The organism is Pseudomonas avellanae BPIC 631, from assembly GCF_000444135.1.
In the GTDB taxonomy this organism is placed as follows: domain Bacteria; phylum Pseudomonadota; class Gammaproteobacteria; order Pseudomonadales; family Pseudomonadaceae; genus Aquipseudomonas; species Aquipseudomonas avellanae.
In genome coordinates this window covers 1-21,977 of sequence record NZ_ATDK01000050.1, presented here as the reverse complement: position 1 = coordinate 21,977, position 21,977 = coordinate 1, and the positions used below count along the sequence as shown (strand labels likewise).

The window sequence follows — 21,977 nt, the reverse complement described above, 5'->3', positions numbered from 1 at the left end:
GAAAGTCAGACGCGCTCTATCGCCCGCTCGCCGAACAGGCCAGCAGGACGAACCAGCAGAAACAACAACGCCAGCACATACGGCACCCAGTTTTCGATACCGCTGCCGATGATCGGCCCCAGGTAAATCTCGGCCAGCTTCTCGGACGCGCCGATGATCAGGCCGCCGACAATGGCGCCGCCAATCGAGGAAAACCCGCCGATGATCAGCACCGGCAGCGCCTTGAGCACCACCAGCGACAGGGAAAACTGCACCCCCAGCCGCGCGCCCCAGAGCAGCCCGGCCACCAGCCCGACAAACCCGGCCACGGCCCAGACCACCGCCCAGATACGTGGCAGCCGGATACCCACCGCCAACGAAGCCAGCGGGTCGTCCGCCACCGCCCGCAACGACAGGCCGATCCGCGTGCGGTTGAACAGCAACGACAGGGCAATCACCAGCGCCGCAGCCGTGCCCGCTGCGAACAGGTCGAACTGCGAGAGCAACATGCCGCGAATTTCCAGCGGCTCGTCGGGAATGCCCAGCTCCAGACCGTGCACCTGCGCGCCCCACAGCGCCTGCGCCAGGCCTTCGATGACGTACGAAAGGCCGAGGGTGGCCATAAACAGGATGATCGGCGGCCGGTTGACCAACGGGCGCAGGACCAGCCTTTCGATCAGCAGTGCCAGCACGATCATGCTCGCCAACGTCGCCAGAAACGCCCAGAAGAACGGCACGCTACGTTCCAGCAGGCTGACAAACGTCAGCGCCGCGAACAGCACCATCGCCCCTTGAGCGAAATTGAACACGCCCGAGGCCTTGTAGATCAGCACAAAGCCAATCGCCACCAACGAGTACATGACGCCGGCCAGCAACCCGCCGATCAGCACTTCAAAGAAGAATTCCATGGCTTACGGTTTCCTGATCGGGGACGAACGGCGGGTGCCCAGGTAGGCGGCAATCACCTGTGGATTGGCGCGGACTTGCTCGGGTGTGCCATCACCGATCTTGCGACCGTAATCCAGTACCACCACATGATCGCTGAGGCCCATTACCACGCTCATGTCATGCTCGATCAGCACCACGGTGGTGCCCAGCTCACGGTTGATATCACGGATGAACTGGCTCATCTCATGCTTCTCTTCGGCATTCATCCCGGCCATCGGCTCGTCCAGCAACAGCAGGCGCGGTTCTGTCGCGAGGGCACGGGCCAGTTCGACACGCTTTTGCAGGCCATAGGAAAGCTTGCCCACCAACGTATGGCGCCACGGGTGGATGCGCAGGAACTCGATCACCCGCTCGGCGTGCCAGCGTTGCTCGTCGTCTTCAGCCGCTGCCCGGCCGACCCGCAGCATTTGCTCAAGCCAGGTGCTGCGGCGCTTGAGGTTGCGACCGGTCAGCACGTTGTCCAGCACGCTCATGCCCTTGAACAGCGCGATGTTCTGAAAGGTGCGGGCAATGCCGTCTTCGGCAGCCTGATGCGGGCGCATGCGACGGCGGGTCTGACCGGCATAGCTGATCGAACCGCTTTGCGCCTGATACACGCCATTGATGACGTTGAGCAGCGAACTCTTGCCCGCGCCGTTGGGGCCGATCAGCGCGCAGATTTCCCCGCTGGCTACCGAGAAACTGATGGAGGTAACGGCTTTGACGCCTTTGAATGACAGCGAAATATCGTCAAGCGTGAGCAGCGCCGGGGTACTCATGACGGCACACTCATCAGCGCTGCCACGGGCGGGGTAAAGGCTGGCGATGGCTGCGTCGGGCTGTCCTGATCCGGCGCAACGGGCCGAATACCCAACGCCGCAAAAAACGCTTGGCTGGAGGCGGTCAGCGCATCGCCCACCAGCAACGGTGTGCTCAAGCGGCTCATGCCCAGCACATCCAGCAACGGACGGCGGATCAACCAATAGCCCAACCAACGGCGCAGGGCACCGGGCGCCGGGGCCATCGCCCATTGGTAAAGCCGGTGGCTGATACTGCCCGGCAACGGCAAGCGCTCCATGGCCCAAAGCTCAAGACGGGCATAGGACTCCCGCGTGCCCAGCACCAGTGTCGGCCCCAGTTCGCGGCGGTCATTGTCGCGCGTGCTCAGCGCTTCCGGAAAATTCAGGCAAAACCCGGCCACCAGCCAGGGCGTGAGCAGATAACGCGCCTGCCCGCGGGCAGCGAAGACTCTGGCGGCCAGCGCTTGATCCCGCGCCGACAACCCGTGCTTGTTCACCAGTTGCCGTGCGCCTGCAAGCAAGTCTGCGTGGCTCAATTGCACATCTGACGGCTCGCCAACGGAGGGAAACAGAAAAGCCGCCGCCGGGCTCTGTACAGGATCAGCAGCGTCGGCAGCGTAATCGCTCAACAACCGGGCGTAGTCGATCACGTTAATGTCTTGGGTTTCGCCGAGGCCGCGCTTGTCCAGCAGCACGACAACCCCCGGTGAGGCGCTGCGTAACTGATGGAGCGCTTCCGGCCCGTCGGCGACTGCAAACGCCAAAGACCGGTTCGCCAGCCACTCACGGTTATCCGCAGCCGGATCAAGCAGGCTGACAGTGCCGCCCAGCCAGTGCGCAGCCAGCGTGAGCAGCAGCGCTTCGGCTCTGGCCTCGCTGAGAATGACCAGTGGGTGAGTCGAGTCAAGACCCCTGCCCTTCAAGGCTGCCGCCAGTTGGCTGACCTCAAGGGCAAGCTCGCTCCAGCTGCGGCGTTGCCAGATGCCGAATTGCTTGTAACGCAGCGCCGTCTGGTCGCCACGCGTCTGAGCCTGTTGCAACAGCGCCTGGGGCAATGAGTCGAACATGGGGAGTTCCATCGAAAGAAGATCAATGGAGCCATAGCAGCGACCGTGCCAGCACAACAACTCCATCAAGATCAACGAGTTGCGAAGTCTGGATGAGTTTTGTCACTGTGCGGTTTGCTGACAAGCTGTTGCGCCGCTGTTGGTCTTCCAACAGATAAAATCGGCAGATAAAAAAATATTCAACCTATTCAATGACTTATATTCAGGCACAAAGCATGCACTGAGACTTGAGTGACTAATCCGGCACGCGTGCCGACCTCTTCGCACTCAGGAGCACTGCATGACTCAACCAACCGGCTCTAACCCACTCTCGCTGGGCACCGATTACGAAACCCTGGCCAACCGCTTCCGGCCGATCTTCCGTGAGATCAGCGCGGGCAACGTCGAACGTGAAAAAGCTCGTGCCCTGCCCTATGAACCGATTGAATGGCTGAAGAAAGCCGGTTTCGGCGCCGTGCGGGTCCCGACCGAATATGGCGGTGCCGGTGCCTCGATCGGCCAGCTTTTTCAGCTGTTGATAGAACTGGCAGAGGCCGACTCGAACATCCCGCAGGCTTTGCGGGCGCATTTTGCCTTTGTCGAAGACCGCCTGAATGCGCCACCGGGCGCGGACCGTGACACCTGGTTTGCACGCTTTGTCGCCGGGGATCTGGTCGGCAATGGCTGGACCGAAGTCGGTGCGGTGAAAATCGGTGATGTGATCACCAAGGTCAGTGCTCAGGGCGACGGTTTTGTGCTCAACGGCACCAAGTTCTACAGCACCGGCAGCATCTTCGCCGACTGGATCGATGTTTACGCCCAGCGCGCTGACAACGGCGCCGACGTGATTGCCGTGGTCAATGCCCGGCACTCTGGAGTGCGTCACAGCGACGACTGGGACGGTTTCGGGCAGCGCACCACCGGCAGCGGCACGTCGGTGTACGACAACGTGCCAGTGCCGGCGAACCATGTGATTCCCTTTGAAGAGCGCTTCAAGTACCAGACGGCATTTTATCAACTGGTGCTGCTGGCGGTGCTGGCCGGCATCGGTCGGGCCGTCGAGCGTGATATCGCGCAAGAGGTGCGTGACCGAAAACGTATTTTCAGCCACGGCAATGCGGGCAGCGTCAGCCAGGACTCGCAGGTGCAGCAAGTGGTCGGGCAGATCGCCGCGCAGGTGTACGCCGCCGAGGCAGCCACCCTGCGTTCCGCCGAGCCGTTGCAGCGCGCTTATGTGGCGCGCTTCGGCAATAACCCGCAGCAGGAGAAAGACGCCAATATCGCGGCAGAAATCGAAACCGCCAAGGCGCAGGTGATCGTCTCGGAACTGGTGCTGCGTTCCGCCACCGAGCTGTTCAATGCGTTGGGTGCGTCGGGCGTGAGCGTCAACAAGGCGCTGGATCGCCACTGGCGCAATGCACGCACAGCAGCGTCGCACAATCCGCTGATCTACAAGGCGCGGATTGTCGGTGACTGGCGTATCAACGGCACCGAGCCGCCTTTCGTCTGGCAGATCGGCAGCGGCACCGGTAAAGCCTGAGGCGCTGCGCCTTCAGGCTGCATGACCAAGCAGGTGGCGGCTGGCGAAACTGAACGCCAGCACGACAAAGATCAGCACCCCGGTCGCGACCTGCTGCCAGTAGAAGTTCCAGCCGATCAACAGCAAGCCGTTGGCGATGACGTTGATGAACAACACACCCAGCAGCGTCCCGACGATGTTGGGACGCCCCTGACGACTCAGCGTCGTGCCGATGAACACCGCGCCAATCGCGTTGATCAGGTAGGCGTTGCCAGACATCGGCACGTAGGCGTTGACGGTGGAACTGAGCAGGATACCGGCCACCGCGCAGGCCAGCGCGCTGCCGAGAAACACCCATACGGCTACACGCCGGGTAGAGAGCCCCGAGTAATACGCCAGTTGCGGCTGCGTACCCACCGCAAGAATCTCCCGCCCCAGACGTCCACGTGCCAGCACCAGCCCGTAAACGCCTGCCAGAACAGCCACCGCCACAAGTGGCAACGGCACACCCAGTATCAGCACGCTGCTGATCCCGGGCAGCGCGTTTTGCGCGATGTAGATGGGCTGCCCGCCGTCGGATAACAGTTGCTGCACGCTGGTGCCGATGAACAACGTACCCAGCGTGGCCAGAAACGGCGAAATACGCAGCCCGGTAATCAGCATCGCGTTGAACGCACCCGCCGCAACACCTGCCAGCATGGCAATGGCGATGGCCGCCGTCAGACCGTAACCGCCATCGAGTGCCACCACAAAGCCCAGGCTGGCGAAATCCAGCGCCGTGCCCACCGACAGATCAATGCCACCCGCAGCGACGGCCCAGGTCATGCCGACGGCGACGATGGCCAGCAACACGAAATTGTTCAGCACCAGGCTCGACAGGTTGCCCCAGCTCAGAAAACCCGGCGCATTGATGGCGAAGAACAGCAGAATGATCAGCACCAGCACCGGCAGGACCGCAGGTAACAGGCGCGGCAGGACTTTTATAAGCGTCGAAGAGCTATTCAGCGTCACGGTACTCATTGTTCACCTTCCTGACGGCCAAGCGCCCCTGAAAACGCCACCACCAGCAGAATCAGCATGCCTTGCACGCCGTTGACCCAGAAGTTGGAAATGTTCAGCAACTGAAAGCCATTGATCAAAAAACCCAGCAACAGGGTCGCCAGCAACGTGCCGGGGATGTTCGCTGTCAGGCGCCGCGAGAACACCACACCGAGGAAAGCGATGGCCACCACCGAGAGCAACATGTCACCGGAACCGGTGGTGCTGCCGCTGAAAAACGCCGCCGAACAGAACGCAGCAATCGCTGCGCAGCCACCGGCAATCAGGTAGCTGGCGAACACATAGCGTGGCAGACTCAAACCGGCAGCTTTCGCGGCCTGCGGGTATTCGCCAATGGCGTAGAGGCGCAGGCCGAACGCGCTGTGCTGAATCAGCAGCCACAAGCCTGCCGCGACACTCAACAGCACCCACGCCAGCGCCGGAACGCCCAGCCACACCCCGGAAGCAAGGTTGTCCAGTAGCGCGGAATCGGTGGCCAATACGGTGTTTTGGGTCAGCACCAGTTCCAGCCCGGCAATCAGGTTCATGCTCGCAAGGGTCGCCAATAACGGCGGCAGACGTAACACCACCACCGCCAAACCGTTGAACGCACCCACCGCAAGCCCGCAGCCGAGCGTCAGCGCAATCGCCTGCCAGGCTTCGAACCCGGCGTTGTTCAAGCTGCTGTAAACAGCCGCACACAGCCCGAGATTGGCCGCCAGTGACAGGTCAAGCCCGCCGCTGACCACGTTGGAGCCACCACCGATAACCACGCACGTCAGGCCCAACGCCAGAATGCCCAGCATGGCCGACTGGGCGAACACGTTACTGATGTTGCCGACGCTGAGAAAATTCGGCGCGCTGACGGCGAAGCCCAGCAGAATCGCCAGAAATACCAGCAACGAGCCGCGCTGCGCGACACGCACAAGCAGGCGCCGGGGCGGATCGACTGTCGGGCTGGCAAACACTTCAAGCGCGGACATGCCTGGCCTCCTCAATAATCGGTTCGACGTGTTCATCGCTTTCACTGGCACCGGTGGCGCAGGCCAGCAACTGGTCGCTGTCGGTGGCCTGAGAAGCGAATTCGCCGGCAATGCGCCCACGGTGCAGGACCACGATGCGATGGGTGATGCCGATCAGTTCCGGCAAATCCGAGGACAGCACCACTACGGCTGCGCCACCCTCGGCAAGCCGGGCAATCAACCGGTAGATTTCCACCTTGGCACCGATGTCGACGCCCACGCTGGGCTCGTCCAGCAGGTACAGCGACGAATGCCGGCTCAGCCATTTGGCCAAGGCCACCTTTTGCTGATTGCCACCACTGAGCAGTTGCACTGCTGCGCCGGGGCCAGGGGTCTTGATCGCCAGTTCGGTGATCAACCGCTCGCTTTCCCGAGCCTGAGCAGAGCCATCAAGCAAACCCCAGCGGCTGAAGCGCCCGAGGCTGGCCAGGGTGATGTTTTCCAGCACCGAAAGCACTGGCGCCACACCGTGGGTGCGGCGCTCTTCGGGGACCAGCGCAATGCCGTTACGCACTGCATCGCGGGGCGATTTCAGTTGCAAGGGCCGGCCATTCAACAGCAACTCACCGCGCTCCGGCTTGAGCAGCCCGAACAGGCTTTTCAGCAGTTCCTTGGCGCCCGAACCCACCAGCCCGGTCAGGCCGACCACTTCACCACGCCGCACACTCAGGTCGATGCCCTCATACGCGTGCCCTGCCCCCAGCGCATTCAGCTGCAACACAGCTGCACCGGGCACACTCTGCGCCCGGGAATACTGCTCGCCAACGTCACGGTTGACCATCAGCCGGGCGATCTGCGCGGTGCTGGTGAGCGCAGGATCAATCACCGCCACATCGCGCCCGTTGCGCAGCACGGTGACCTGATCGCAGAGCGATTCTATTTCCTGCAAATAATGCGAGATGTACACAATGGTCAGCCCTTCATCGCGCAAACGCCGCACGATGGCCAGTAACCGGTCCACCTCCTGCCTGACCAGCGACACACTCGGCTCGTCGAACACCAGCACTCGGGGTTTGGCCAGCAGCGCGCGGGTGATCTGCAGTATTTGCCGCTGCGCGCTGTCCAGATCACGTACCAGCGCGTCTTGTGGCAAACGCATGGCAAAGTAGTCCTCCAGCAGCCGAGCCGCCTCACAATCCTGGGCGCGTCGGTCGACAAACAGGCCACGTTTGATTTCATGACCGAAAAACAGCGCTTCGCCGACCGTGAAACTGCCCGGCAGCAACCGTTCCTGATGAATGAAATGCACACCGGCAGCTTCGACCTGGCGCGGCGTGTGGCCCTCGAAACGCTGGCCATTGATGCTCAGGCTGCCAGCGTCGGCGCGGTGAATGCCGGCCAACACCTTGATCAGCGTCGATTTGCCCGCGCCGTTTTCGCCAACCAGCCCATGAATCGTTCCCGACGCCACCTGCAGGTTGACCCCGTCAAGCGCCTGGGTTGCGCCGAAACGTTTGCTGATGCCGCTCAGGTGCAAGGCAGGTGCTGATTGAACCTGCGCAGTCGCTGAAACCATGATCAATCCCCCGCCTCAGTTATCGCCCCTGAGCGTTTGCACGTCGGCCAGATTGGCCGCCGTGGTGAGCAGCGTCGGCACCTGGGTTTCCTTGGGCAGATCGCGTCGTCCGGCCAGATAGCGGGCGACGTTCTGCACGGCGGTCTTGCCGATCAGCGCGGGCTGTTGCGCCACCACGGCACCGACCGGCGAGGTGTCACGGCGCATCAGTTCCAGCACTTCCGGCGTGCCGTCCACGCCATAGGTCTTGATTTCGGTACGACCGGCGTCGATCAGCGCTTTGCTGGCACCCAGTTGCGGAATATCCCAGGCCGACCAGATCGCTGAAACGCTGCCTTTGGGGTACTTGTTGAGCAGCGCCGACACCTGCGAATAGGCGTCCTGAACAGTATTGGGAATCACATCCCGCAGCTCGGGCTCGATGATTTTCAGCTCCGGGTGATCCTTGAGCGCCAGCTTGAGCTGGTCATAACGAATGGCGCAGACCGGCACACCATAAAAACCGTTGAACACCAGAATATTGCCCTTGCCGCCGGCATCCTTGATCAACTGCCCGGCCAGCGCCTTGCCGGTCGCGACATTGTCGGAGGTGGTGTTATTGAGGCTGTATTGCGAGGGCGCATCGATGGTGAACAGCGGAATGTTGGCCTTGCTTATGCGCTTGAGCCACGGGTCGATAACGCTGAGCGTGCCCAGGGTCTGGATAACTGCATCAGGTTTTTGCGTGACGACGGTCTGCAATTGGTTGACCAGGTTCTTGTCGTTGCGCCCCGCGTCGAGCGTAATCGGCGTGCCGCCCAGACGCTTGACCTCATCGACCTGGGCCTGAAATGCCTTGATATCGAAGTAGTGACTGGTGCCGGTCATGCTGATAGCGATGCGTTTGCCCGCGAGAGAAGGCACGTTACTGTCATCGGCCTGCACGGTTGCGGCTAGACTGCCGGCAATCAGGGTGAGCGCGAGTGTGCGCCAGACTGTGTGCAGGCGGGTTGGTCTGGAACGGGTTGGTTTGGCAGTAGAAACGGCATCAGGCATTTGGGTAGCTCCGCTGGCTCAGGACATAATCCCGATGAGCAGTGCACAGGTCATGCCCAAAGCCTTGGAACTGCGCCAGGCAAAGGCGCGAAGCGCAGCGGCTGGCGTTTGCAGGCCTCTACCCCAAGTGGCCGCGACCTCTAAAAACCGTGCACTGCGAGCGCAACTGCCGAACACACTGTCGATTCGCTGTTGCCCGGACAACAGCGACGACGTGCTCGCAGTTACCTGAGTTTGAACTGCCGCAGTGTTGTCGTCAGGTCACTGGCCAGCTCCGCCAGCGACTGGCTGGCGCTGCCGGTCTGGCCGGTGCGCACGGCCGATTGCGCCGACAGGTCACGGATTCGCACCAGGTTGCGGTCCACTTCGCGAGCAACCAGTGCCTGCTCCTCGGAAGCGCTGGCGATGACTGTATTGCGCTCATCGATGACCATGACCGAGCTGGCGATGCTGGCCAGCACGGCATTGGCCGATTCGGCCTGATGACGCGTGCGTTGGGCCTGCTCGGTGCTGACCTCAAGCGCCACCAACGTACTTTTGGTGCCCTGCTGGATGTGCCCGATCATGGTTTCGATTTCTCGGGTCGATTCGCTGGTGCGGTGCGCCAGTGCGCGAACTTCGTCAGCGACCACGGCAAACCCGCGCCCGGCATCACCTGCCCGAGCGGCCTCGATGGCGGCATTGAGCGCCAACAGGTTGGTTTGCTCGGACACCGCGCGAATCACGTCCAGCACTTTGCTGATGTCCAGCGTGCGGGTCGCCAGGGCCTGCGCCTCGACCGACGCTGTGCTGACGTTCTGGGTCAGTTCAAGAATCGATTTGACGGTCTGCTTGAGTTCTTCCTGCCCTTGACGCGCAGAAACCGAAGACGCTTCTGACTCCTCGGACGTACTCACTGCATTGCGCGCCACCTCATCGACCGCCTGGCTCATCTCGGTCACGGCAGTGGCCGCCATTTCGATCTCGCTGTTCTGCACCACCAGGTCCGCATTGCTGTTGACCATCAACGCGCTCATTTCTTCGGTGGCAGAGGCCAATTGAAGTGCGGCGTCACCCACATGGGTCAGTGTCGTGCTCAGATTGCCGCGCATACGCTCCATCGATTGCAGCAACAGCGCCGCTTCGTCCGAGCCCTCACGGTCGAGCTGTGTCGGACGCAAATCCCCGGCTGCGATGGTTTCAGAGACCAGAAGCGCCTGACTGATGGGCACCGCCAGACTTTTGGTCAGGCGCCAGGCCAGCAGCACGGTCAGCAATACCGTGATCAGCATGACCAGTTGGGTCACAATTAGAGCATTGTCATACACCGCCGATGCCGCCGCGCTGGACTCAGCCTCGGATTCGTCGTTGATCTTCTCCAGCTTGCCCAACGAGGCCTCAAGGTCCTCGGCAATCGCCCTCATCTCACCCCACACCATCTGCCGCCCGGCCTCGACCTGATTCTGATTGATCAGCACGTAAACCTGCTCGGCCTTTTCGGTGTAGCGCTGGTAGGCACTCGTTATGCCGTTGATCAGCGCCCGCTCGCCATCCTCGCTGATCACCGGGGTGTAAGCCTGAATGGCCTTTTGAAAACCGGCTTTCTTTTCGAGGAAATCCGCATGAACCTGAGCAACCTGCGGCGCGTCCTGGGTGGTCAGCATTTTCGCCACAGTGGTGCGGGTTTTCTCAAAGGCGAGAGCAATATCGTCACCCAGCGCAATCCCAGGAAGCGAGTCGTTCTCGATTTCAAGCGACTGCTCGCGAATGCCGTGCAGTTGTTGAAGACCGAAGATGCCGAGCCCTATGACCAGAACCACCATCAATGCAAAGCAGACGGAGGTCCGCACGGCAATTTTCAGCTGTCTCAACATGTTCCATTCCCTTCCGCTGGTTGACGAATAAATGACTATCGTCATGTCTATCGGCAGAATACGAAAAAGGATGAAGAACCGTGTAACAGAGAGGTGCCACTGCTATTAGAGCCCACCTGCAGAGAAGCTTATGGTAGGTTTCGCGACGCTTGATATCGTCAGATGACTGTTTTTTCAATCTTCAGACTGACTTACTGGAGTTCTAATGAAACATTACTACGCTGCTGCACTACTTGCCCTGTCACTGCCGGCTCTGGCCCACGCAGGTGAAACCCTTTCCAGCCTGCCGGCCATTACACACGCCCTGAACACCGGTGCCTCGGTGGCGGTGGTGATTGATCTGGGGCAGTGCAAGTCCTCGGTCGCAGGTGCCGAACCGTCCAAGACCAAAGGCGGCAAACGCATCGACGCTTACCGCATTACCGCAGACGGCACCCTGGCCTTCTCGGACACGCACTTCACCCTGGACCGCACTAACAAGCCCATCGAGCAATTCATTCGTTATCAGGTGCGTGCCGACGGTACAGCAGGTTTCAGCATGACGACGCTGAGTGTTCCCGGTTATCAACAAGTGGGCGATGCGGTGAGTTATGAATGTGCGATTGGCAAGGGCTTGAGTTTTTTTGCCGGTTAGTGCGCGTCAAGGCAAAACTAAATGAACTAGCCAGATGTAAGGCGTGGGGAAAGATCCTCCTCACGCCCCCGAAAGCAGGGCCTCTAGTGCTCATCAACCTGAAAAATACTGATCAGCATGCCACCGTCAACAGCAGCGAGGTTTACCCTGCCAACGTAAAGGTTTCTCTGCAGGTAATCATGAGCGCCGGGAGGAACGCTGAACTGCTTGCTGCACGTGCACCGGCAGTGCGATTGGGCAAAAGGCGCCCGGTTCGTTTCATCAATGGCCAGGAGCCCTTCTCCCACCACTTCTATCTTCACCCCGTCGCCAGTCAGCAACGTGTAATACAGGCTGAATCGTGCGAGGTCTTCATCCTGCGGCACAACAAAAAGGCTACCCCCCGGAAGGACCTGCCCCTGCAGCCGATCGCCCTCAAACGCGCCCCCCAGTATTTCTCCGCTGCGGCGCTGTCCTCCGTGAGCACTTAAAAGCGATTGCAGCTCATCAAGACGCAAGCGAACAGTCAGTATTTCGTGCAGTTGCATCGTCTCCATCTCTCTACCTCTCGTCTCGCAGCTGGCGACGTACGCCTTGCCCATAACTGTACCAAGACGTACGTTTTAGCCTGAGCCCCACTCGCTGTCAATGTAAATGCTCCGATGGGTACGGTTATGAAACGGCAGAATGGGCGCTCTGCAAATACTCCCGAGGCGTACACCCAAACTCCCGCCGAAATACCGTATGCAGGTATTGCGCAGATTTAAAACCGCAATCGCGGGCGATGTCGGCAATGGCACAGTCAGTGTTTTCCAGCCCGTGCGCGGCCGCGGCCAGTTTGAAACGCAGGATCTCGTCGTGCACGCTGCAGCCACGCACCCGGCGAAAGTGCGACTCCAGCGATGAGCGCGAAACGCCTACGTAGGCGGCGACCTGCGCGGTCTTGATGCCTTGGCACGCGTACTGCCGGATAAACAGCAGCGCCTGCATGACGTAGGGATCGCCCAACGGTTGGTGCAGGCTTGAAGCCTGCACATTGACCGCATCCGGCGGTATCAGAATGTGTGTGCCGGACGACGGCATGCCGTGCAGCATCTGATGAAGCAGGCGCGCAGCGGTTCGGCCCATGGTTTCGGTGCCTTGAATCACTGAACTCAGTGGCACACGGGTCAGGGTGCGGGTCAGCGGATCGTTATCGATGCCGATCAACGCCACTTGTTCGGGTACGGCAATCCCGGCGGTCAGGCAGGCCTGCAGCAACTGGCGAGCGCGAGCATCGGTCACAGCGATGATACCAATGGGTTTGGGCAGGCTTTGCAGCCAGGTAATCTGCTGTTCTACAGCGCTGTCCCAGAGCGGTGCGCTGGTGCCCAGACCGCGATAAACCTCGGCGTGCAGACCGTCGCGTTGCAGCAGGTGGCGAAAGGCTTTCTCCCGCTCCTGCGCCCAGCGGTTGGCCTGGGCCTCGGGCAGGCTGAAGCAGGCGAATCGTGTCAGGCCTGCCTCTATCAAGTGCTCGTAGGCAGCCTTGATCAGGGCGTGGTTGTCGGTGGCCACGTAAGGAATGCCCTTCGGGTAGGCGCGTTCGTCCTGATAAGACCCGCCCACCGCCACAACCGGCAACCTGATCCCGGCCAGCGCTTCGCCGATCAGCGGGTCGTCGAAGTCGGCAATGATCCCGTCGCCCTGCCAGCGCTCGATGCCTTTCAAGCGACAGAGAAAGTCTTCCTCGAGGAACAAGTCCCAGGACACGCGCGTGCTGCTCAGGTAATTACCGATGCCGCTGATGATGCCGCGGTCGTAGATCTTGCTGCCATTGAACAACAGCGCAATGCGGTGAACGGGAGGTACGGTTTTCATTGTTTTTATGCCGATCCGTAAAGCGCGAGGCTTTTCGACAGACTAGGCGCGTGGCAAGCGAATCTCAATACTCAAAATCGCACTGCCGGTTGATGATTTTCATAATCAGCGGCCCTGAGGCCGTTGCTAGTATCGAGACATCGCCACTCACAATGCCAATAACAATAAGGAAACGCACATGTCGTACTTCCCCACTGTCGACAAGGTTATCTACGAAGGCCCCGACAGCGACTCGCCGCTTGCCTTTCGCCACTACGACGCCGACAAACGGGTGCTCGGCAAACCCATGCGCGAACACCTGCGCATGGCTGCCTGCTACTGGCACACCTTCGTCTGGCCGGGGGCTGACATGTTTGGCGTTGGCACCTTCAAACGCCCATGGCAACGCGCCGGTGACCCGATGGAGCTGGCTATCGGCAAGGCCGAGGCAGCGTTCGAATTCTTCTCCAAGCTGGGCATCGATTACTACAGCTTTCACGACACCGACGTAGCGCCGGAAGGCAGCTCGATAAGGGAATACCAAAACAACTTTGCGCAGATGGTCGACCACCTCGAGCGGCATCAGGAACAGAGCGGCATCAAGCTGCTGTGGGGCACCGCCAACTGTTTCAGCAACCCGCGCTTTGCCGCAGGTGCTGCCAGCAATCCGGACCCTGAAGTATTTGCCTACGCTGCCGCCCAGGTGTTCAGCGCGATGAACGCGACCCAGCGCCTCAAAGGCTCCAATTACGTGCTGTGGGGCGGTCGTGAAGGTTACGAAACCCTGCTCAATACCGACCTCAAGCACGAACGCGAACAACTCGGTCGCTTCATGCGCATGGTGGTTGAGCACAAGCACAAGATCGGCTTCAAAGGCGACTTGCTGATCGAACCCAAGCCACAGGAGCCCACCAAGCATCAGTACGATTACGACAGCGCCACGGTGTTCGGTTTTCTGCAGCAGTACGGCCTGGAAAAGGAGATCAAGGTCAACATCGAAGCCAACCATGCCACGCTGGCCGGGCACAGCTTTCATCACGAAATTGCCACGGCGGTCTCGCTGGGGATCTTCGGCAGCATCGACGCCAATCGTGGCGACCCGCAGAACGGTTGGGACACCGACCAGTTCCCCAACAGCGTCGAGGAAATGACCCTCGCCACCTATGAAATCCTCAAAGCCGGTGGTTTCACCCACGGCGGCTACAATTTCGACTCCAAGGTCCGCCGTCAGAGCCTGGACGATGTCGATCTGTTTAATGGCCACGTTGCCGCCATGGACGTCCTTGCCCTGGCGCTTGAGCGTGCCGCGGCGATGGTGCAGAACGATAAACTTCAGCAGTTCAAGGACCAGCGTTACGCAGGCTGGCAGCAGCCGTTCGGCCAATCGGTGCTGAGCGGAGGTTTCAGCCTCGCTTCGCTGGCCGAACATGCGTTCGCCAACGAAATCAATCCACAGGCCGTCAGTGGCCGGCAGGAGCTGCTTGAAGGCGTGGTCAACCGCTTTATCTACACCTGAGAGCAACAGACACGGACGCCGCAGTGACATTCGCACGACAAATCTGTGCCCACGGCGTCCGACAACGTTCTAAAGTTCCACCGGCATTACGCTGCACGTCATGAAGTGTCTTTCAAACAACAATAAAAGGACGCACCCTATGAACACCCTGAAACGCACCCTGCTTGCCAGTGCCCTGGCACTGCTGTCCCTGCCGGTCATGGCCGACGCCGCCCACCCGAAAATCGGTTTTTCCATCGACGACCTGCGCCTGGAGCGCTGGTCGCGAGACCGTGATTACTTCGTGGCGGCGGCGGAGAAACTGGACGCCAAGGTCTTCGTTCAGTCCGCCGATGCCAACGAGCAAAAGCAGATTTCGCAGATCGAGAACCTGATTTCCCGTGGGGTCGATGTGATCGTCATCGTGCCGTTCAACGCCACGGTGCTGACCAACGCAGTGGCCGAAGCCAAGAAGGCCGGGATCAAGGTCGTCTCGTATGACCGTCTGATCCTCAATGCCGACATCGACGCTTACATTTCCTTCGATAACGAAAAGGTCGGCGAGATGCAGGCCAGCGGCGTGCTGCAAGCGGCACCCAAGGGCAATTACTTTTTGCTCGGCGGCGCGCCCACCGACAATAACGCCAAGATTCTGCGCGAGGGCCAGATGAAAGTGCTGCAACCGGCCATCGACAAGGGCGATATCAAGATTGTCGGGCAGCAGTGGGTCAAGGAGTGGAACCCCACCGAAGCGCTGAGCATTGTGGAAAATGCCCTGACCCGCAATAACAACAAGATTGATGGCATCGTTGCTTCCAACGACGCAACGGCCGGGGGTGCCATTCAGGCGCTGGCCGCGCAGAAACTGGCCGGCAAGGTGCCGATTTCGGGGCAGGATGCCGACCTGGCGGCGGTCAAGCGGGTCATCGACGGCACCCAGACCATGACCGTCTACAAACCGCTGAAACTGATCGCCACCGAAGCCGCCAAACTGTCGGTGCAACTGGCGCGTAACGAGAAGCCCACCTTCAGCTCGCAATACGACAATGGCAGCAAGAAAGTCGACACTATCTTGCTGACCCCGACGCCGTTGACCAAGGCCAACATCGACCTGCTGGAAAAAGACGGCTTTTACACCAAGGCACAGATTGGCGGGCAGTGAGCTGTCGAGCGTCAACCTGTCGATAGAGCATGAGCATGACGCTGCGCAACCCGGTTGCGCAGCGTCTCGCTCAAGCCAGCCCTGATGCCTGTGTATGAGCCCTTCGCCATGTCCGACTACCTGCTGCAAATGAACGGCATCGTCAAAACCTTTGACGGTATCAAAGCGCTCAACGGCATTGATATCAAGGTACGCCCTGGTGAATGCGTCGGCCTGTGCGGCGAAAACGGCGCGGGCAAATCCACCTTGATGAAAGTCCTCTCGGCGGTCTACCCCCATGGCACCTGGGAAGGCGAGATTCTCTGGGACGGCCACCCCCTCAAGGCGCAGTCCATCAGCGAGACGGAAGCCGTCGGGATCGTCATCATTCATCAGGAACTGACTCTGGTCCCTGACCTGTCGGTGGCCGAAAACATCTTCATGGGCCACGAACTGACCCTGCGCGGCGGGCGCATGAACTACCCGGCGATGATCCACCGTGCCGAAGCCCTGATGCGTGAGCTCAAAGTGCCTGACATGAACGTGGCGCTGCCGGTTTCGCAGTACGGCGGTGGCCATCAGCAACTGGTGGAAATCGCCAAGGCGCTGAACAAGCAGGCACGACTGTTGATCCTCGATGAGCCCTCTTCGGCCCTGACCCGCTCGGAGATCGAGGTCCTGCTGGGCATCATTCGCGACCTCAAGGCCAAAGGCGTGGCCTGCGTGTACATCTCGCACAAGCTCGATGAAGTGGCGGCCGTGTGCGACACCATTTCGGTGATCCGCGATGGCAAGCACATTGCCACTACTGCCATGGCTGAAATGGACATCCCGAAGATCATCACCCAGATGGTCGGGCGTGAAATGAGCAACCTCTACCCTACCGAAGCGCACGACATCGGCGAGGTGATTTTCGAGGCGCGCAACATCACCTGCTACGACGTCGATAACCCCAGGCGCAAACGGGTGGACGACATTTCGTTTGTCCTCAAGCGCGGGGAAATCCTCGGCATCGCCGGGCTGGTGGGCGCCGGCCGCACGGAGCTGGTCTCGGCGCTGTTCGGTGCGTATCCAGGCCGCTACAGCGGTGAGGTCTGGCTGGACGGCCAGCCGGTCGATACCCGCACACCGCTCAAATCAATCCGCGCCGGCTTGTGCATGGTTCCGGAAGACCGCAAGCGCCAGGGCATCATTCCCGACATGGGCGTCGGCCAGAACATCACCCTTGCCGTCCTCGACAACTACTCGAAAATGACCCGCATCGACGCAGAAGCCGAACTGGGCAGCATCGACCGGGAAATTTCGCGCATGCACCTCAAGACCGCCAGCCCGTTTCTGCCGATCACCAGTCTTTCCGGCGGCAATCAGCAGAAAGCCGTGCTGGCCAAGATGCTCTTGACCAAGCCCCGCGTGCTGATTCTCGACGAGCCGACGCGCGGGGTCGATGTGGGTGCCAAGTACGAGATCTACAAGCTGATGGGCGCGTTGGCGGCCGAGGGCGTGGCTATCATCATGGTGTCCTCGGAACTGGCCGAAGTGCTGGGGGTTTCCGACCGCGTGCTGGTCATTGGTGAGGGCCGGTTGTGCGGCGATTTCATTAACCATGAACTCACGCAGGAGCAGGTGCTTGCGGCCGCACTCAGCCATCCCGGCGACCCTGACAGTAATGACCCTGACAACAATAATCATAACGACAACGACCGGAAGACCGCGTAGATGAATCAGGTCAAACAGTTCTTCACCCGCTACAAAATGCTCGCGCTGGTGATTGCCATTGCCGTTATCTGGCTGTTTTTCAGCTGGCAGACCGAGGGCGGATTTCTGACCCCGCGCAACCTCTCCAACCTGCTGCGACAGATGTCCATCACCGGCATTCTGGTGTGTGGCATGGTGCTGGTCATCATCAGTGGCGAGATCGACCTGTCGGTGGGCTCGATGCTCGGCCTGCTCGGCGGCCTGGCGGCAATTCTGGATGTCGTTTACCACGTGCCGCTGCTGGCAAACCTGAGCGTGGTTGCGCTGTGCGGGCTGATGATCGGCCTGGCCAACGGCTACATGACCGCCTACCTGCGCATTCCGTCCTTCATTGTCGGGCTGGTCGGCATGCTGGCCTTTCGCGGCATTCTGCTGGGGATTACCGGCGGCACCACCGTCGCCCCGGTGTCGCCTTCGCTGGTCTACGTCGGCCAGGGGTATTTGCCGCATTCTGTCGGTACAGGGCTTGGCGTACTGCTGCTGGCGCTGACACTGTTCCTGACCTGGAAACAACGGCGCAACAGAGCCCTGCACGGGCTGGCGGCCCACTCGATGGTTCGCGATGTGTTACGGGTGGTAATAATCGGCGCGGTACTGGGCGGGTTTGTCTACATACTCAACAGCTACGACGGGATTCCGGTTCCGGTGTTGCTGTTGCTGGTTTTGCTCGGTGTGTTCAGTTACGTCACCAGCCAGACGGTGTTCGGACGGCGCGTCTATGCCGTGGGCAGCAACATGGAAGCCACGCGCCTGTCCGGCATCAACGTACAAGCGGTGAAACTGTGGATCTTCGGCATCATGGGCGTGATGTGCGCCTTCGCCGGGCTGGTCAACACCGCACGCCTGGCCGCAGGCTCGCCCTCGGCCGGCAACATGGGCGAGCTGGACGCCATTGCCGCCTGCTTCATCGGCGGCACGTCCATGCGCGGCGGCTCCGGCACCGTATATGGCGCCCTGCTCGGCGCACTGGTGATTACCAGCCTGGACAATGGCATGTCGATGCTCGACGTCGACAGTTACTGGCAGATGATCGTCAAGGGCGGCATCCTCGTGCTGGCGGTGTGGGTGGACGTCAGCACACGGGCCGGGCGGCGGTGATCGACCTGCCGACAGCGCTGAATCAAGCTGATCTGGCCGCCACAGCCTCTACCTCGATCAGCGCTCCCGGCAACGGCAACGCCACCACTTGAAGTGCCGCACGCGCAGGTTTTGGGGGTCGCTCGGGCGTGCCGAAAAACTGCGTGTAACCGGCTTGCAACCCGGCAAAATCCAGTTTGCCACCGGTCTCATTGGCCCCGACCAGAAACACCCGAAGCTGCACGATATCGCCCAGATCCAGGTCCTGTTGCTGCAGAATCCTGCGCAGTTTGTTGAGCACCGAAACAGTCTGCACCTCAGTATTCCCGTAGGCGGCAGGCGTACCCGCCGGGGCGTGTGGGTCAGCGAGGTCTGGCAGGGTGCCGCTGATGAATATCAGGCTGGCCGAGGCCGGCACGGTCACGGTTTGCGAGATCGGAAAATCGCCGACGCTGGTGCGTTGAATGCTGTCGCTCATGGTGTTTCTTCTTGAATGGATGCTCTTGCTTCACTACGGGTTCAAGACGCAGCGAGGGCCGCAGTCTGTCGTTGCTGGATGACCCGCTCGGCCAGTTGCCCGACCACATGGCGCGCCGAGTTGGCGGCCGATTTCTGCCAGATACCGACGCCGCGTTGCACCAATCCGTCGCCTGCGAAATAGACCCGGCCATGGGGCGCTTCCAGCAAGGCGCTGGCGTCAGCCGGAAAATGCTCGCGTTGCAGCCACGGGCCTTCGCTGTACGGGATCTGCTCCCAGGACACTGCCAGCGGGTTGCGCAAATGATGCGAGTAACCGGGATGCAGCAGTTCCACGGTTTCTCTGGACGTTGCGTACTGCGCATCGAACGGTTTGGCGCCGAACACATCGGCACCCTCCCCGGTCACGTAACCGGCGACGAGCAGGCCATCGCGGGTATTGAGATCATTGCTCGGGGACCACAACAGGCGCGCCGGATGGTCGATCCAGGACAAGTCAACATAGGTGCGGTAATCGGTTTCCCAGAAGCGCGGCGATTGCCACGCCACTTTGGTCGCCTGATCGTTGCGGGTGCTGAGCAAGGCGGCTTTGATCGGGTCGCTGAAATCGGTGTCCAGCCTCGCCAATAACGGCAATGGCAACGTCGAGACCAGATAATCGGCGCGCACCACCTGTTCGCGACCGCTGTGGCTGTCGTGATAGGTCACGGCTACGCCGTCTTCACGCTGACGAATCCGGCGCACCTGCGCGCCCAGTTGCACCTGCTCGGTGAGGCGCTGGTAAAACGCGTCGGTGATGCGGTCCATGCCGCCTACCGGCTGAAACATGGTGGCCGAAAACTCCGGGAATTCAGTGTGCAGCAAGGCGCCCCACAGCTCGGGGTGCAGCAGCCGGTCAAGCGCCACCGGCTGCGCACGCGGGTGCCCTGCCCCAGCCCGCTCTTGAGCTTCAGCGGCTGCGGTCGTCGATGCGACGAAGGCCCAAGGCCGAGTACCGCAAGCGCATCCTTGAGGGCTTTCTCGCCCCCCACCGTTGCAATGCTGGACAGCGCTTCACGTCGTGTCAGTCCCATGGTCATTACTCCCTTGAAGGCTTCAGTCCGGCAAGCCGGGCGGGTTGATCAGCGACGTGTCGACGCGCTCCACATCCAGGCCCCAGCGCTGCAATACTTGCTCGTACTGCCCGCCGACAATCGCGCCTTCAAGGGCGGTATGAATCGGTTTGACCAGACCGTTGTCCTTGCGCGTGGTCACGGCGATATCGGCCTGCAGTGGCCAGCCACCGTTGACCGTGCCGACCCGCTTGATACCTACGGTGATGGCGGCCGAGTAGGCATACACCGAATTGGGCCCGAACAACGCGTCGCTGCGGCCCGAGCGAATGGCAAGCTGGGCCGCCGCCTGATCATCGAAATACTGCAGCAGTGCGGGTTTGATGCCGGCCTTTTCGTTGGCTTCGTTCCACACCAACAGGACCTTTTCCTGATTGGTGCCGGAGCCGACGATGATTTTCAGCCCGGCGATGTCAGACGCCTGTTTGATCTCGCTGATCTTGCTGCCGGTCTTGACGTAAAAGCCCAGCATGGCCTTCATTTGAGCCATGCATGCAAATCGCAAAGTCGGGCACTCCCGCTGTCGTCGGGACAGCGCAGTACGCACGTTTCAGGCTGTGCAGGTAAACCCTGCACGATGAGCTAGGGGTGGGGGGGAAAAGCCGGTTGGCGGCAGAGTGATGGATGGGACCATCCATTTCGACAGGCCATTGATTGATAAAAAAATACAACTCCACTCTTTGATAGTTACCAATTTTGTACCACTTTATATCCAGCCCCGACCATCCCCTTCCGACCTTGCTCTTCGTCATACCGCCGATGAGGTCAGCCGACGCATTTCCTGCCCGTAGACAACTGAATACCATCGCGGCCCTGGCCTGCGGCTCAGCAGTTCGCGCAGAAACTCAGCAGGCCACAGCATTGGGTATCAGTCCTGCGCAACCGAGCCCTGTGAGGCAGCGGCAAGACCATGGAATTGAATCCATAAGCGAATTTATTTCGTGGTTACGCACGGCATCGCTCATGGATTTATGGTTGGCATGAGCAAGCCTGAAGGGTTCGACTGCCAGATCAGCCCAAATCTCCGCCTCCTACCGGCAGCGTGACGCCGGTGATGTAGGAGGCCTCATCGCTGGCCAGAAACAGAATGGCGCTCGCTTGTTCGTTGATAGTGCCGTAGCGCTTCATCAAGCTGCTGTCGACGGTCTGGTCGACAATCTGCTGGTACCACCGTTGTTCGTCGGCGCTGGGCGCTTGGGTGTTGCGGGGAATGCGTCGTGGTGGCGCCTCGGTGCCGCCCGGCGCCGTGGCGTTGACTCGGATGCCTCGTTCGGCGGTCTCGAACGCCAGGCAGGCGGTAAGGGCGTTCACCCCACCCTTGGCAGCGCCGTAAGGCACCCGGTTCACCCCGCGAGTCGCGACAGAAGAAACGTTGACGATCGCTCCGCGACCCTGCTCGATCATGTAGGGCAGTACGGCGTGGCAACACCACAATGTCGGGAACAATGAGCGACGCACCTCAGCTTCGATTTCTTCGCTGCGGTAGTGCTCGAAAGGTGAAAGGTTATAAAATCGGGGCTAGTGCGACTTTTCGGCGCGTTTCGTGAGTTAAAGGCGCATCTTCCCCACATCAGACCGGCACGTCCCCCAAATGCGCGATGCGTTGGGCATTGTTGACTAGTGTGCTGTCTCAAAAATAAATGCTCTGTAAAATCGTCTATTCTTGCTCGTTGATTACACCGTTGGAGGCGAAGAAATGAGCGCCCAAGATATCGTCCTGAGTCCTGAAGAAA

Annotated in this window: 18 protein-coding genes and 3 pseudogenes; 6 read left to right on the top strand and 15 right to left on the bottom strand. The window is 60.5% G+C overall.

All coding sequences use genetic code 11. The annotated features are described in order from the left end of the window. Positions 1-5: 5 nt before the first annotated feature. From DW49_RS0103225 to DW49_RS0103215, 3 genes are read right to left on the bottom strand one after another with little or no spacing between them, the layout of a single operon-like run. Positions 6-887, bottom strand: a complete 882-nt coding sequence (locus DW49_RS0103225) for a branched-chain amino acid ABC transporter permease (RefSeq protein WP_005618402.1) — start codon at positions 885-887, stop codon at positions 6-8. Positions 888-890: 3 nt separating this feature from the next. Further along, positions 891-1,685: an ABC transporter ATP-binding protein gene (locus DW49_RS0103220; protein WP_005618404.1), complete on the bottom strand. Its 795-nt coding sequence runs from the start codon at positions 1,683-1,685 to the stop codon at positions 891-893. Further along, positions 1,682-2,773, bottom strand: a complete 1,092-nt coding sequence (locus DW49_RS0103215) for an AMP-binding protein (protein WP_005618406.1) — start codon at positions 2,771-2,773, stop codon at positions 1,682-1,684. Before DW49_RS0103215 ends, DW49_RS0103220 begins: the two co-directional genes overlap by 4 nt. Positions 2,774-3,053: 280 nt before the next feature. Between DW49_RS0103215 and DW49_RS0103210 the strand changes: the two genes are divergently transcribed. After that, positions 3,054-4,292, top strand: a complete 1,239-nt coding sequence (locus DW49_RS0103210) for an acyl-CoA dehydrogenase family protein (protein WP_005618408.1) — start codon at positions 3,054-3,056, stop codon at positions 4,290-4,292. Between the two features lie 12 nt (positions 4,293-4,304). On the opposite strand, the gene DW49_RS0103205 is transcribed toward DW49_RS0103210, so the two are convergent. The 6 genes and pseudogenes from DW49_RS0103205 to DW49_RS1000000134155 form a co-directional block, all read right to left on the bottom strand. Next, positions 4,305-5,291 (bottom strand): ABC transporter permease, encoded by a 987-nt coding sequence (locus tag DW49_RS0103205; protein ID WP_005618409.1) that lies wholly within the window; start codon positions 5,289-5,291, stop codon positions 4,305-4,307. Then, positions 5,288-6,292: an ABC transporter permease gene (locus DW49_RS0103200; RefSeq protein WP_005618411.1), complete on the bottom strand. Its 1,005-nt coding sequence runs from the start codon at positions 6,290-6,292 to the stop codon at positions 5,288-5,290. Before DW49_RS0103200 ends, DW49_RS0103205 begins: the two co-directional genes overlap by 4 nt. Next, positions 6,279-7,847 carry a sugar ABC transporter ATP-binding protein gene (locus DW49_RS0103195; RefSeq protein WP_005618412.1) on the bottom strand — a complete coding sequence of 523 codons (1,569 nt, stop codon included), beginning with the start codon at positions 7,845-7,847 and terminating at the stop codon, positions 6,279-6,281. Before DW49_RS0103195 ends, DW49_RS0103200 begins: the two co-directional genes overlap by 14 nt. A gap of 15 nt (positions 7,848-7,862) precedes the next feature. Continuing rightward, on the bottom strand, positions 7,863-8,882 hold the full coding sequence (locus DW49_RS0103190; RefSeq protein ID WP_005618413.1) for a sugar ABC transporter substrate-binding protein: 1,020 nt from the start codon (positions 8,880-8,882) through the stop codon (positions 7,863-7,865). 224 nt (positions 8,883-9,106) lie between these two features. Continuing rightward, a complete protein-coding gene (locus DW49_RS0103185) occupies positions 9,107-10,252 on the bottom strand; it encodes a methyl-accepting chemotaxis protein (protein WP_370464036.1) in 1,146 nt (381 codons plus the stop codon). Next, a pseudogene (locus tag DW49_RS1000000134155) lies at positions 10,247-10,684 on the bottom strand (MCP four helix bundle domain-containing protein); the annotation flags it as partial. The gene DW49_RS0103185 and the pseudogene DW49_RS1000000134155, both read right to left, overlap by 6 nt. A gap of 256 nt (positions 10,685-10,940) precedes the next feature. On the opposite strand from DW49_RS1000000134155, the gene DW49_RS0103180 reads away from it, so the two are divergent. Then, complete coding sequence (locus tag DW49_RS0103180) at positions 10,941-11,369, top strand: VirK family protein (RefSeq protein ID WP_005618416.1); 429 nt, start codon at positions 10,941-10,943, stop codon at positions 11,367-11,369. 83 nt (positions 11,370-11,452) lie between these two features. Here DW49_RS0103180 and DW49_RS0103175 read toward each other — a convergent pair whose 3' ends face one another. Then, complete coding sequence (locus tag DW49_RS0103175) at positions 11,453-11,905, bottom strand: DUF3237 family protein (protein WP_024419781.1); 453 nt, start codon at positions 11,903-11,905, stop codon at positions 11,453-11,455. 115 nt (positions 11,906-12,020) lie between these two features. Beyond that, positions 12,021-13,208, bottom strand: coding sequence for a XylR family transcriptional regulator (locus tag DW49_RS0103170; RefSeq protein WP_024419780.1), 1,188 nt, complete (start codon positions 13,206-13,208; stop codon positions 12,021-12,023). 178 nt (positions 13,209-13,386) lie between these two features. Here DW49_RS0103170 and xylA point away from each other — a divergent pair, with 178 nt between their 5' ends. From xylA to DW49_RS0103150, 4 genes are all read left to right on the top strand, one after another. Beyond that, the gene (gene xylA, locus DW49_RS0103165) at positions 13,387-14,703 is read left to right on the top strand and encodes a xylose isomerase (protein WP_005618419.1); all 1,317 of its coding nucleotides are present in this window, start codon (positions 13,387-13,389) and stop codon (positions 14,701-14,703) included. A gap of 139 nt (positions 14,704-14,842) precedes the next feature. Then, complete coding sequence (gene xylF, locus DW49_RS0103160) at positions 14,843-15,844, top strand: D-xylose ABC transporter substrate-binding protein (RefSeq protein WP_017682813.1); 1,002 nt, start codon at positions 14,843-14,845, stop codon at positions 15,842-15,844. 84 nt (positions 15,845-15,928) lie between these two features. Then, complete coding sequence (gene xylG, locus DW49_RS0103155; protein ID WP_161780183.1) at positions 15,929-17,539, top strand: D-xylose ABC transporter ATP-binding protein; 1,611 nt, start codon at positions 15,929-15,931, stop codon at positions 17,537-17,539. After that, positions 17,540-18,676, top strand: coding sequence for a sugar ABC transporter permease (locus DW49_RS0103150; protein ID WP_005618424.1), 1,137 nt, complete (start codon positions 17,540-17,542; stop codon positions 18,674-18,676). It begins immediately after the preceding gene. A 22-nt stretch (positions 18,677-18,698) separates the two neighbouring features. On the opposite strand, the gene DW49_RS0103145 is transcribed toward DW49_RS0103150, so the two are convergent. From DW49_RS0103145 to DW49_RS0103130, 4 genes and pseudogenes are all read right to left on the bottom strand, one after another. After that, a complete protein-coding gene (locus tag DW49_RS0103145) occupies positions 18,699-19,133 on the bottom strand; it encodes a RidA family protein (protein WP_005618425.1) in 435 nt (144 codons plus the stop codon). A gap of 41 nt (positions 19,134-19,174) precedes the next feature. After that, positions 19,175-20,038, bottom strand: coding sequence for a flavin monoamine oxidase family protein (locus DW49_RS0103140; protein WP_005618426.1), 864 nt, complete (start codon positions 20,036-20,038; stop codon positions 19,175-19,177). A gap of 189 nt (positions 20,039-20,227) precedes the next feature. Continuing rightward, positions 20,228-20,716 (bottom strand): annotated as a pseudogene (locus DW49_RS0103135) (type 2 periplasmic-binding domain-containing protein); the annotation flags it as partial. A gap of 539 nt (positions 20,717-21,255) precedes the next feature. Then, a pseudogene (locus DW49_RS0103130) lies at positions 21,256-21,741 on the bottom strand (SDR family oxidoreductase); the annotation flags it as partial. Between the last annotated feature and the right edge of the window lie 236 nt (positions 21,742-21,977).

Excerpts from the sequence above, each read along its gene's own strand:
- DW49_RS0103225 (WP_005618402.1), bottom strand. The coding sequence starts at position 887 with ATGGAATTCTTCTTTGAAGTGCTGATCGGCGGGTTGCTGGCCGGCGTC.
- DW49_RS0103220 (WP_005618404.1), bottom strand. The coding sequence starts at position 1,685 with ATGAGTACCCCGGCGCTGCTCACGCTTGACGATATTTCGCTGTCATTC.
- DW49_RS0103215 (WP_005618406.1), bottom strand. The coding sequence starts at position 2,773 with ATGTTCGACTCATTGCCCCAGGCGCTGTTGCAACAGGCTCAGACGCGT.
- DW49_RS0103210 (WP_005618408.1), top strand. The coding sequence starts at position 3,054 with ATGACTCAACCAACCGGCTCTAACCCACTCTCGCTGGGCACCGATTAC.
- DW49_RS0103205 (WP_005618409.1), bottom strand. The coding sequence starts at position 5,291 with ATGAGTACCGTGACGCTGAATAGCTCTTCGACGCTTATAAAAGTCCTG.
- DW49_RS0103200 (WP_005618411.1), bottom strand. The coding sequence starts at position 6,292 with ATGTCCGCGCTTGAAGTGTTTGCCAGCCCGACAGTCGATCCGCCCCGG.
- DW49_RS0103195 (WP_005618412.1), bottom strand. The coding sequence starts at position 7,847 with ATGGTTTCAGCGACTGCGCAGGTTCAATCAGCACCTGCCTTGCACCTG.
- DW49_RS0103190 (WP_005618413.1), bottom strand. The coding sequence starts at position 8,882 with ATGCCTGATGCCGTTTCTACTGCCAAACCAACCCGTTCCAGACCAACC.
- DW49_RS0103180 (WP_005618416.1), top strand. The coding sequence starts at position 10,941 with ATGAAACATTACTACGCTGCTGCACTACTTGCCCTGTCACTGCCGGCT.
- DW49_RS0103175 (WP_024419781.1), bottom strand. The coding sequence starts at position 11,905 with ATGGAGACGATGCAACTGCACGAAATACTGACTGTTCGCTTGCGTCTT.
- DW49_RS0103170 (WP_024419780.1), bottom strand. The coding sequence starts at position 13,208 with ATGAAAACCGTACCTCCCGTTCACCGCATTGCGCTGTTGTTCAATGGC.
- xylA (WP_005618419.1), top strand. The coding sequence starts at position 13,387 with ATGTCGTACTTCCCCACTGTCGACAAGGTTATCTACGAAGGCCCCGAC.
- xylF (WP_017682813.1), top strand. The coding sequence starts at position 14,843 with ATGAACACCCTGAAACGCACCCTGCTTGCCAGTGCCCTGGCACTGCTG.
- xylG (WP_161780183.1), top strand. The coding sequence starts at position 15,929 with ATGCCTGTGTATGAGCCCTTCGCCATGTCCGACTACCTGCTGCAAATG.
- DW49_RS0103150 (WP_005618424.1), top strand. The coding sequence starts at position 17,540 with ATGAATCAGGTCAAACAGTTCTTCACCCGCTACAAAATGCTCGCGCTG.
- DW49_RS0103145 (WP_005618425.1), bottom strand. The coding sequence starts at position 19,133 with ATGAGCGACAGCATTCAACGCACCAGCGTCGGCGATTTTCCGATCTCG.